The following is a 10914-nucleotide window of genomic DNA, read 5'->3' as shown; positions in this document are numbered from 1 at the left end:
GGCGGGCCCGGGATCGACGGGTTCACGCAGACTCTCACCGACTCCGGATTCGACCAGGCCCGCATCCTGGCGATCGCCGGCGGCGCCGTCGAACTGGTGGCGGGCGTCATGCTCGTGGTGGGACTCGCCACCCCGGTGGCGGCGGCCGGTCTGCTGGGGCTCATCGGACTGGGGATAGCGATCCGACTGACCGGGACCGACCCCATCCCCGTGCTGAGTGACACCACCCGCGGACTCGAGGTGTCGATCCTCTACGCCGCGGCGCTGGTGACCCTCCTCTTCTCCGGACCGGGACGATGGTCCGCCGACCGCAAGTGGGCATGGTCCCACCGTCCCCGCTTCAGCGGCGTCGTGTGGGTGATCGTCGTGGCGGTCATCGCCGGTCTGGTGTGGTACTTCCTCAACGGCACCAATCCGCTGACCTCCTCAGCCGACAGCGCCCCGGTCACCGCGGGCTGAGAGCCCGGGAGCCGGGGCGCGCGGCCCTGACCAGGCGCGTCAGTCGGGCAGGATGCGCACGGCACCCTTGTCCGCCGAGGACGCCATCGAGGCGTACGCGCGGAGAGCGGTGGACACTTTCCGATCACGCTTGACCGGCCGCCACGGGAGAGGGCCCCTCTCGGCGCGGCGGCGGGACAGCTCGTCGTCGTCGACATCCACCGAGATGGACCGCGTGGCGACATCGATGGTCACGATGTCACCGTCACGCACCAGGCCGATCGGGCCGCCCGAGGCGGCCTCCGGGGCGATGTGACCGATGGACAGCCCGGACGACCCGCCCGAGAAGCGGCCGTCGGTGATGAGCGCGCATTTCGTTCCGAGGCCGGCGCCCTTGATGAACGCCGTGGGGTGCAGCATCTCCTGCATCCCCGGACCGCCGGCCGGGCCCTCGAAGAGCACCACCAGCACCTCGCCGGCCTGCAGCGTCTTGTCCAGGATGACCGAGACGGCCTCCTCCTGGGACTCGACCACCCTGGCCGGACCGGAGAAGTGGAAGTTGTCCTCGGACACGCCGGCGGTCTTGAAGACGGACCCGTCCGGCGCGATGTTCCCGCGCAGGACCGCGAGCCCGCCCTCCGCGGTCGCCGGGTGCTCGACCGAGTGGATACAGCCGTTCTCCGCGTCCGTGTCGAGCGACTCCCAGCGGTTGTCGGTCGAGAACGGCTCGATCGTCCGCACCCCGCCCGGGGCCGCGTGGAACAACTCGATCGCCTTCTCGGTCGCGGTGCCGCTGCGGATGTCCCAGTCCGCGACGTACTGCTCGAGCGACGGGGAGTGGACCGAGTGGACGTCCGTCTCCAGCAGGCCCCCGCGGTACAGCTCGCCCAGGATCGCGGGGATGCCGCCGGCCCGGTGGACGTGCTCCATGTAGTAGTCCGAGTTGGGCGCGACCTTGGCCAGGCAGGGGATCCGGCGGGAGATCTGCTCGATGTCGCCCAGGTCGAAGTCGACCTCGCCCTCCTGCGCGGCGGCGAGGATGTGGAGCACGGTGTTGGTGGAGCCGCCCATCGCGACGTCCAGCGCCATGGCGTTGGTGAACGCCGACCTGGTGGCGACCGAACGGGGGAGCACCGAGGAGTCCTCGTCCCGGTAGTAGCGGGTGCACAGGTCGACGATGACCCGGCCGGCCTCGGCGAACAGTTCACGCCGCGCACTGTGGGTGGCCAGGGTCGAGCCGTTGCCGGGCAGCGACAGCCCCAGGGCCTCGGTGAGGCAGTTCATGGAGTTGGCGGTGAACATCCCGGAGCAGGACCCGCACGTCGGGCAGGCCGAGCGCTCGATGGCGTCCAGGCCCTCGTCGTCCACGGCCGAGTTGGCGGACGCGGAGATCGCCGTGATGAGGTCCGAGCCCGCCTTGACCACGCCGTCGACGACGACGGAGAACCCCGACTCCATCGGCCCGCCGGAGACGAACACGGTGGGGATGTTCAACCGCATCGCGGCGTTGAGCATGCCCGGGGTGATCTTGTCGCAGTTCGAGATGCACACCAGCGCGTCCGCCGTGTGGGCGTTGACCATGTACTCCACCGAGTCCGCGATGATCTCCCGGCTGGGCAGCGAGTAGAGCATGCCCGCGTGGCCCATCGCGATCCCGTCGTCCACCGCGATGGTGTGGAACTCGCGGGCCACGCCGCCCGACGCCGCGATCTGCTCGGCGACGATCTCCCCGACGTTCTTCAGGTGGACGTGGCCCGGCACGAACTGGGTGTACGAGTTCGCGATCGCGATGATCGGCTTACCGAAGTCCGAGTCCGTCATGCCGGTCGCGCGCCAGAGGGCACGCGCCCCCGCGGCGTTGCGTCCGGCGGTACTGGTTCGTGACCTCAGGGGCGGCATGGGACCTCGCTCCGACTCGATGGGGAGGGCGCATTCCGGGGGTCGTGCCGTACGGGGCAGCGGTGTGCGCGCGCCCCGCGGCGACACCCGATCGCGCCGTGACCACCACACAATACGCCCCGATGTGGGTCTACTCTTCTCACGGTCGGCCATCCGGCCGGCCTCGACGTGACGCGAATGGGGATGGACATGACCGACTCCGGTCACACGGGTGGGCTACGTGAGTTCCTCTCGCACTCGGCGGGGGCGGTGGCCCTGGTCTGTGGACTGTTCTTCCTCCTGTCGTTCATGTACCTGGGGGGCACCGCGGATCCGCAGTCCCATGCGAGGTACATCCCCGTGGCGGTGGTGGACGAGGACGTCGCCGCGACCCTGGAGACCCCGATCGGTCCGCGTGGTCTCGACATGGGGTCGCGGATCACCGCGGGGCTGCTCCAGAACAACGACTGGGGGAGGGTCCGGCTGCACGTGGTGGATCCGGAGGCCGCCGAGGAGGGCCTCCGCGACGGCACGTACTTCGGTGCGGTCCGTATCCCACCCGAACTGAGCGGGCGGGTGGCCGGGCTCGTCGAGGCCGCGGCGACGGAGGCGGGCGACGCGGCGGGGCCACCCGAACGCGCCCGCATCTCACTCGAGTACTCGCCACGCGTGTCCATCGTCTCCGGTCAGGTCATGAACACCATGGCGGACGCGATGCAGGAATCGTTCCACGACCGGATGGGGACCGAACTGCTGTCGCAGTCCCGGCTGCTGGCCGAGGCCGAGGGCAGGACCGTCGGCGCCGCGGCCGCGGTCGCGCTCTCCGATCCGGTGGCGATCGACGTCGTCGCGTGGAACCCGCTGCCGGACGGGGTGTCGAACGCGTCGCTCCCGATGTTCTACGCGCTGATCGTGATCCTGGCGGGATTCACCGGGGCGATGATCATCTCCGCCCTCCTGGACGCCCGTCTCGGCTTCATCCCGCTGGAGATCGGGCCGGTGGCGCTCCATGTCCACGTGGCGCCGTTCGGGCGGCTCCAGACACTGGCCCGCAAGTGGGTGGTCACGCTGATCACGGCGCCGCTCGTCTCGGGGCTCGTCCTGTGGGTGGCGGACATCATCGGTGTCACCGGGTACGACCCGTGGCACATGTTCTGGTTCTCGAACCTGGTCATCGTCGCGGTCGGGGTGTGTGCGCACACGATCATCGCTGCTGTCGGCAACGCCGGTCTGCTCGTGAACCTCGTGGTGTTCGTGGTGCTGGGCATCCCCACCTCGGGCGGCGCCACCCCGACCGAGATGCTCCCGCGGGTGTTCGTCGCCATCGGGACACTGCAGCCGATGCACCAGGCCTACCTCGGGCTGCGGTCGATCATGTTCTTCGACTCCGGGTGGGAGGCGGGTCTCGGACACGCGGTCTGGGTCCTCGGCGGCTGGGCGGTCGCGGGACTCGTCGTGGGTGTGGCGGTCACCGTCGTCTACGAGCGGATGGGTATGCGACGCCAGGCCGTGGCCGACCGGGTCCCCGCCGGCCGCGGGGTGACCGGCGGAGCGGGAGGGTCAGGCGGAGCGGGAGGGTCAGGCGGAGCGCAAGGGTCAGGCGGACTCGGGTCCGCTCGCGGCGTACGGGTCGCGGATACGGCCACGGCTGGCGCCGGACAGCCGCGGGAGGTCGTGGAACGAGACCCCGCCCATCGGGAGTGACGTGTCAGAGGTGGTCACGAGCCGGGCGAACCCACGCTTGGGGAACATCACACCCCTGACCTCGTCCCACGGCACGGACCGTCGGGAGCGCCAGGACGACAGGTGGACACCGTCCTCGTCCAGTCGGGTCCAGGTCCGGGCCACCCACCAACCGAAGGCGACGGGGAGCAGCACCAGCCAGCCCAGGGCGACGGGGTAGGACGTGACGGGCCAGAGAATCGCCAGCACGAAAATGGCGATGACGACGTACGACATCGGGTTGACCCGGAAGAGGGCGTGATCGCGGGGGCTCGACTCCGGGACGGGAGCTCTGAAAGGGGCACTCATGATGCCTCCAGTCTGGCATGGCCCACATAGTGGGATCGATGTTCCACGAGTTGACGCTACCGTCGGCCGCGGCCTAGTCTGGGCCTCGTGAACACCTGGAACGGTCTCGTACTCGGCCGGCGCGTCGGCGCCTGAGCCCTACCTGGCTTTCCGTCGACGCGCACCCTCGCCGGCCTTTCGTGGCCGACGGGGGTTTTTTGTTGCCGGGTCAGACCGCGGTCAGAAAAATCCACGATCACGGCCGACCACGAACCACGGCTCCACGACCAGCATGAAGGACAGTTGAAGTGAGCGCACCAACGGCACAGCCCGGACCCCGTCCGGGTGCAGAGCAGAAGGCCCGGTCCGCGGCCCCAGAGCGGATGACGGGGGCCCAGGCCGTCGTCCGGTCCCTCGAGGAGATCGGCACCGAGGTCGTCTTCGGCATCCCCGGCGGGGCCATCCTGCCGGTCTACGACCCGCTCTACGACTCGGCCAAGGTCCGGCACGTCCTGGTCCGGCACGAGCAGGGCGCCGGTCACGCAGCGACCGGCTACGCCCAGGCGACCGGAAGGGTCGGCGTCTGCATGGCGACCTCGGGCCCCGGCGCCACCAACCTGGTGACCCCGCTCGCGGACGCGCAGATGGACTCGGTCCCGATCGTGGCGATCACGGGTCAGGTCGGGACCGCACTCATCGGCACGGACGGTTTCCAGGAAGCCGACATCTCGGGCATCACCATGCCGATCACCAAGCACAACTTCCTCGTGTCCCACGGCGAGGACATCCCGCGGATGATCGCCGAGGCGTTCCACATCGCGCAGACAGGTCGCCCCGGCGCTGTGCTCGTGGACATCCCCAAGGACGTCCTGCAGGCCGAGATGACGTTCTCGTGGCCGCCGGAGATGAAGCTGCCCGGCTACCGGCCCGTCACCAAGCCGCACGGCAAGCAGATCCGTGAGGCCGCCCGGATGATCGGCAAGGCCAGGCGCCCGGTGCTGTATGTCGGCGGCGGCGTCATCAAGGCCGACGCCTCCGCGGAGCTCATGGCGCTCGCCGAGCTGACCGGCATCCCGGTCGTGACCACGCTCATGGCGCGCGGGGCGTTCCCGGATTCCCACCGGCTGCACTACGGCATGCCGGGGATGCACGGAACCGTCGCCGCCGTCGCGGCGCTGCAGCGGTCCGACCTGCTGGTCACCCTGGGCGCCCGGTTCGACGACCGGGTCACCGGTCGTCTCGACACCTTCGCCCCGGACGCCAAGGTCATCCACGCCGACATCGACCCGGCCGAGATCGGCAAGAACCGAGCCGTCGACGTGCCGATCGTCGGCGACATCAAGGAGGTCCTCGTCGAGCTCGTCGAGACGCTGCGCGGCGCGCGCGAATCCGGCACGCTGGGCGAGCCCGCCGTGTGGGTCGGTGAGCTGGACGAGATCCGCAGTGAGTTCCCGCTTGGCTACGGCCCGCAGTCGGACGGCTCCCTGTCTCCCGAGTACGTCATCGAGCGGCTGAGCGCCGCCGCCGGCCCGGACGCCGTGTACTGCGCGGGCGTCGGCCAGCACCAGATGTGGGCGGCCCAGTTCGTCCAGTACGAGAAGCCGCGCACGTGGCTGAACTCGGGCGGCCTGGGGACCATGGGGTACGCGGTCCCCGCGGCGATGGGTGCCAAGTTCGGCCGTCAGGACGCCGAGGTCTGGGCCATCGACGGCGACGGCTGCTTCCAGATGACGAACCAGGAGCTGGCCACCTGCGCCATCGAGGGCGCACCCATCAAGGTGGCGCTGATCAACAACGGCAACCTCGGCATGGTCCGTCAGTGGCAGACACTGTTCTACGAGGAGCGGTACTCGCAGACCGACCTGTCGACCCACTCAATGCACATCCCGGACTTCGTCAAGCTCGGCGAGGCCCTGGGCTGCGTGGCGCTGCGGTGTGAGCGCGCCGAGGACGTCGACGACGTGATCGCACAGGCCCGCGCGATCAACGACCGCCCGGTCCTCATCGACTTCATCGTGGGCAAGGACGCCCAGGTGTGGCCGATGGTCGCGGCGGGCACGTCCAACGACGAGATCATGGCGGCCCGGGACATCCGGCCGCTGTTCGACGACACCGACTCCGTGGCGGACGACGCCGCGGACATCCACGAGGCGACCGAGCGGATCGACGCCGCGGTGATCGCCGCCGAGGAGGAGGACCAGTGAGCGCTCGCTCCCACACCCTGAGCGTGCTGGTGGAGGACAAGCCTGGCGTGCTCGCGCGCGTCTCGTCGCTGTTCTCCCGGCGCGGGTTCAACATCGAGTCGCTGGCCGTGGGCCCGACCGAGACCGAAGGCCTGTCGCGCATGACCATCGTCGTGAACGTCGAGGACTTCCCGCTCGAGCAGGTGACCAAACAGCTCAACAAGCTCGTCAACGTCATCAAGATCGTCGAGCAGGATCCGGCCGGCTCGGTGGCGCGCGAGCTCACTCTCGTCAAGGTCCGCGCCGACGCCACCAACCGCGGTCAGATCGTGGAGATCGCGAGTCTGTTCCGCGCACACATCGTGGACGTCTCACCCGAGTCGCTCACTCTCGAGGCCACGGGTACCCCCGACAAGCTCGACGCGCTGCTGCGGATGCTCGACGGCTACGGGATCCGCGAGATCGTGCAGTCCGGCATGGTCGCGCTCGGACGCGGCCCCAAGTCCATCAACACCACTCGATAGTCTCGACTCCTACACAAGTCTCGACTTCACGAAACAACACGAAGGGAATCCACCATGGCAGTGGAGATGTTCTACGACGACTCGGCGGATCTGTCGCTGATCCGGGGCCGCAAGGTCGCCGTCATCGGGTACGGCTCGCAGGGGCACGCGCACTCGCTCAGCCTGCGCGACTCCGGAGTCGAGGTCGCGATCGGCCTGCGCGAGGGCTCCAAGTCCCGCGCGAAGGCCGAAGAGGCCGGCCTCAAGGTCATGACCGCCGCCGAGGCCACCAAGTGGGCCGATGTCATCATGCTGCTCGCCCCCGACACCTCGCAGGCGCAGATCTTCACCGAGGACATCGAGCCCAACCTGAACGACGGCGACGCGCTGTTCTTCGGTCACGGCCTCAACATCCACTTCGGCCTCATCGAGCCGGCAGAGAACATCACCATCGCGATGGTCGCCCCCAAGGGCCCCGGTCACCTCGTGCGTCGTCAGTTCGTCGACGGCAAGGGCGTCCCGGCGCTCATCGCCGTGGAGCAGGACCCGAAGGGCGAGGGCGAGGCGCTCGCGCTGTCCTACGCGAAGGCGATCGGTGGCACCCGCGCGGGCGTCATCAAGACCACCTTCAAGGACGAGACCGAGACCGACCTGTTCGGCGAGCAGGCCGTGCTGTGCGGCGGCACCGAGGAGCTCGTCAAGACGGGCTTCGAGGTCATGGTCGAGGCCGGCTACGAGCCGGAGCTCGCCTACTTCGAGGTGCTCCACGAGCTCAAGCTCATCGTCGATCTCATGTACGAGGGCGGCATCGCGCGCATGAACTACTCGGTGTCCGACACCGCGGAGTTCGGCGGCTACCTCTCCGGCCCGCGGGTCATCGACGCCGGCACCAAGGAGCGCATGAAGGAGATCCTGTCCGACATCCAGGACGGCACCTTCACCAAGCGCCTCGTGGCCAACGTCGAGGGCGGCAATAAGGAGCTTGAGCAGCTCCGCAAGGAGAACGCCGAGCACCCGATCGAGGTCACCGGCCAGAAGCTGCGCGACCTCATGAGCTGGGTCGACCGGCCGATCACGGAGACTGCCTGAGGGTCCGCGGGTCCGACCCGGTGAAGCCCCTGTAGGGTCCACCGGGATCGATTCCCGACTTCAGCAGGAGGACCGCCGTGCGCCACTTCAACCGAGGAGTGGGTGCGGCGGTCCTCGCCGTTTCCCTGGTGGGGACGACCGTGGCGTGTACGTCCGACCCCGGTGACGGCGGACCGAGAACCGAAGCCGCCCCGGTGGAGGGCACGCGGGTCGCCGCCGACGCCGACGGGTCCGGCGTGGAGACCACGAGACTGCTCATCGAGTCCGCCCCGGTGGTCGTGGTGGCAGCCCCGGACGCCGCCGCGCAGGCGCGCGCCGCCTCCGTCGCGGTCGGGTTGCACGCACCGATGCTCACCGCCGTCGAGGGCGGGGACGCGGCATTGGCCGACGAGGTGTCGCGACTCGGCGCCGAGCGGGTGTTGCGGGTCGGGCAGGTGGCCTTCACACCCGACGACGGCGAGGTGGTCGACGCCCCGGGAGGTCGGCCGGAGCTCGAGGAGCTGACCGGGATCACGTTCGACTCCGAGGTCGAGGTCCCGCCGGGGCGGATCGACGACGTCACCGTCCACCAGGTGCCGGGTACGCCTGCGCTGATGACGGCCGGGGAGATCACCGCTGCCGACGGCGCGGGCGCGGCCCCCGATCCGTTCGACAGCGGCGAACCCGCATGGGACGGCGAGGGCGCACCCAGCGTGCTCGTGTACGACGAGACGCCGGTCGCGGCGGTCGCGACGGCAGTGGCCGTCGGGGCGGCGGTGTCCCACCTCCGTACCCCGGACCCGCGGGTCGACGGCGGGTCCGTGGAGGCGGTGCGGGACGCCGAGGCGGTCTACGCGCTCGGGCCCGGGTGGGGCACCGAGGACGAACTCGAGGACCGGGTGGAGAAGGCGCGGACGGTTCCCGAACTGCCGGGCGGCGGACAGCTGCTGTTCCCGGGCCGGCGGTTCGTGGCCGCCTACGGGTCGCCGATCACCCCTGCCCTGGGGATCCTCGGCGAGCAGGGACCAGAGGAGAGCGTGGCGCGGGTTCAGCAGTTGGTCGGGGAGTACCAGCCGCACTCCCCGGAACCGGTCATCCCGGCGTTCGAGATCATCGCGACGGTCGCCTCGACGTCCGCCGGACCCGACGGCAACTACACCAACGAGTGGGACCCGCAGGAGTTCGTCCCGCTGATCGACGCCATCACCGACGCCGGCGGGTACGCGGTGATCGACCTCCAGCCCGGCATGGCCGACCTCCTCGATCAGGCGAGGATCTTCGAGGAGTTGCTCACCCGCCCGAACGTCGGACTCGCGCTCGACCCCGAGTGGAAGCTCGAGCCGGGACAACAGCCGGGCGCGCAGATCGGGTCGGTGGACGCCGAAGAGATCAACCGGGTCACCGACTGGCTGGCGGACCTGACCCGGGACAGCGGAGGGCCACAGAAGCTCCTCATCCTCCACCAGTTCAGCATGGCCATGATCGACGACCGCGACCAGATCGACACCTCCAGGCCGGAGGTGTCAATCGTCCTGCACGCCGACGGTCACGGCACCCCGGACCTGAAGATGGAGACGTGGGACGTCCTGCGCAGCGGGCTGCCGTCCGGCATCCGGATGGCGTGGAAGAACTTCTATGACGAGGACACCCCCACGTTCACGCCCGAGCAGACCATGGCGGTCGAGCCCCGGCCGTGGTTCGTGTCCTACCAGTGATTCGCTTCCTACCAGCGAGTCGGTAATCCGCCGAGGATGCGCTCCGCCACGTGCTGCCCGGCCATGCCGTGCACGCCCGGGCCGGGAGGGGTCGAGCCGGAGGCGTGCCACACCCCGGGAATGCCGGTCGCGAACGGGTCGGCCCGCGGCACCGGGCGGGCGATGAGCCCCCGCAGGTCCACGCGTCCCGCCGCGATGTCCCCACCGGCGTTGTTGGCGTTGTGCTCGGCCATCCGGTCCGCGGGCGTGCAGTGGGCGGCCACGACCACGTCCCGCACCCCCGGCGCGACCGCCTCGAGCGCGGCGAGCACCTGCTCGGTCTGGTCACGGTCGGAGAACGCGGGCACGTGCGCGTAGGTCCACAGTGGACGTCGACCGTCCGGGGCGATTCGTCCCGGGTCGGTCACCCACGGCTGGGAGACGAGGATCATGGGCCGATCGGCGTGCCGACCGGCGGCGACCTCGCGCTCGGCGGCCGCGATGGCATGGGAATCCCCACCCAGGTGGACAGTGCCGGCGTCGGCGAGCCGGCCGTCGCGCCACGGAACCGGGCCGGACAGGACCAGGTCGACCTTCGCCGCGGCCCCGCCGACCGGCGCCTCCAGGAGTCTGCGTGCGCGGCGGGCCACGGCCGGAGAGGGCGAGGATGCCATGAGGATCTCGCCGAGGATCCGGGAGGACGTGTTGAAGACGATGTCCCGGGCGTCGAGCCGTGCCAGCGAATCCACGCCGACCCCGGAGCGGATCTCCCCCCCGGCATCCCGGATCGCGTCGGCCAGTGCGGCGGTGATGGCCCCGCTGCCGCCGACCGGCAGCGTCCAGCCGAGCGGCGAGTGGAGCAACGAGCCCAGGACGAGGCCGACCCCCGTCGCGGCCGGGGAGGACAGCGGGGTGATCGCGTGGGCCGAGATCCCGGACAGCAGCGTCCGTCCGTCCGGACCGAGGGGATCGCCGACCACACCGCGGGGGTGGGCGCGGATGAACGCCGTGCCGAGTGCCGCGGTCGCCCCCAGGTGCGGGACCGAGCGCTGATCGGACAGGGCCGTCGCCACGACGTCCTCCGCCCTGCGGCCCAGGGGGCCCATGAGCGTCCACCACCGGTCCGCCTCGGCGCGCGAC

9 protein-coding genes are annotated in these 10914 nt (G+C 70.2%); 6 read left to right on the top strand and 3 right to left on the bottom strand.

Annotated features, from left to right (window positions below):
* Window positions 1-459: DoxX family protein (locus G6023_RS01060; RefSeq protein ID WP_182633859.1), on the top strand; the 459-nt coding region annotated here is incomplete at its 5' end.
* A gap of 39 nt (window positions 460-498) precedes the next feature.
* On the opposite strand, the gene ilvD is transcribed toward G6023_RS01060, so the two are convergent.
* Window positions 499-2337 carry a dihydroxy-acid dehydratase gene (gene ilvD, locus G6023_RS01055; protein WP_182633858.1) on the bottom strand — a complete coding sequence of 613 codons (1839 nt, stop codon included), beginning with the start codon at window positions 2335-2337 and terminating at the stop codon, window positions 499-501.
* 189 nt (window positions 2338-2526) lie between these two features.
* Here ilvD and G6023_RS01050 point away from each other — a divergent pair, with 189 nt between their 5' ends.
* A complete protein-coding gene (locus G6023_RS01050; RefSeq protein ID WP_241727593.1) occupies window positions 2527-4020 on the top strand; it encodes a YhgE/Pip domain-containing protein in 1494 nt (497 codons plus the stop codon).
* Here the strand turns inward: G6023_RS01050 and G6023_RS01045 are convergent.
* On the bottom strand, window positions 3913-4347 hold the full coding sequence (locus G6023_RS01045; protein ID WP_083249449.1) for a PH domain-containing protein: 435 nt from the start codon (window positions 4345-4347) through the stop codon (window positions 3913-3915). The two genes, G6023_RS01050 and G6023_RS01045, sit on opposite strands and share 108 nt — an antisense overlap.
* Before the next feature lie 287 nt (window positions 4348-4634).
* Between G6023_RS01045 and G6023_RS01040 the strand changes: the two genes are divergently transcribed.
* The 4 genes from G6023_RS01040 to G6023_RS01025 all read left to right on the top strand — a co-directional run bounded on the left by G6023_RS01040 (window position 4635) and on the right by G6023_RS01025 (window position 9795).
* Window positions 4635-6530, top strand: a complete 1896-nt coding sequence (locus G6023_RS01040) for an acetolactate synthase large subunit (protein WP_096905282.1) — start codon at window positions 4635-4637, stop codon at window positions 6528-6530.
* Complete coding sequence (gene ilvN, locus G6023_RS01035; protein ID WP_067718247.1) at window positions 6527-7033, top strand: acetolactate synthase small subunit; 507 nt, start codon at window positions 6527-6529, stop codon at window positions 7031-7033. The genes G6023_RS01040 and ilvN overlap by 4 nt, the downstream gene beginning before the upstream one ends.
* A gap of 54 nt (window positions 7034-7087) precedes the next feature.
* Window positions 7088-8101: a ketol-acid reductoisomerase gene (ilvC, locus tag G6023_RS01030; protein ID WP_182633857.1), complete on the top strand. Its 1014-nt coding sequence runs from the start codon at window positions 7088-7090 to the stop codon at window positions 8099-8101.
* Window positions 8102-8178: 77 nt separating this feature from the next.
* Window positions 8179-9795 (top strand): hypothetical protein, encoded by a 1617-nt coding sequence (locus tag G6023_RS01025; RefSeq protein ID WP_182633856.1) that lies wholly within the window; start codon window positions 8179-8181, stop codon window positions 9793-9795.
* 8 nt (window positions 9796-9803) lie between these two features.
* Here the strand turns inward: G6023_RS01025 and G6023_RS01020 are convergent.
* Window positions 9804-10914 (bottom strand): phytoene desaturase family protein (locus G6023_RS01020; protein ID WP_241727592.1); only part of this gene is annotated, 1111 nt, incomplete at its 5' end.

The sequence above is a fragment of the Dietzia sp. DQ11-71 genome, assembly GCF_014144995.1.
In the GTDB taxonomy this organism is placed as follows: Bacteria; Actinomycetota; Actinomycetes; order Mycobacteriales; family Mycobacteriaceae; genus Dietzia; species Dietzia kunjamensis.
Note: the sequence above shows the minus strand (reverse complement) of the source record. Positions and strands in the feature narration are given on the sequence as shown.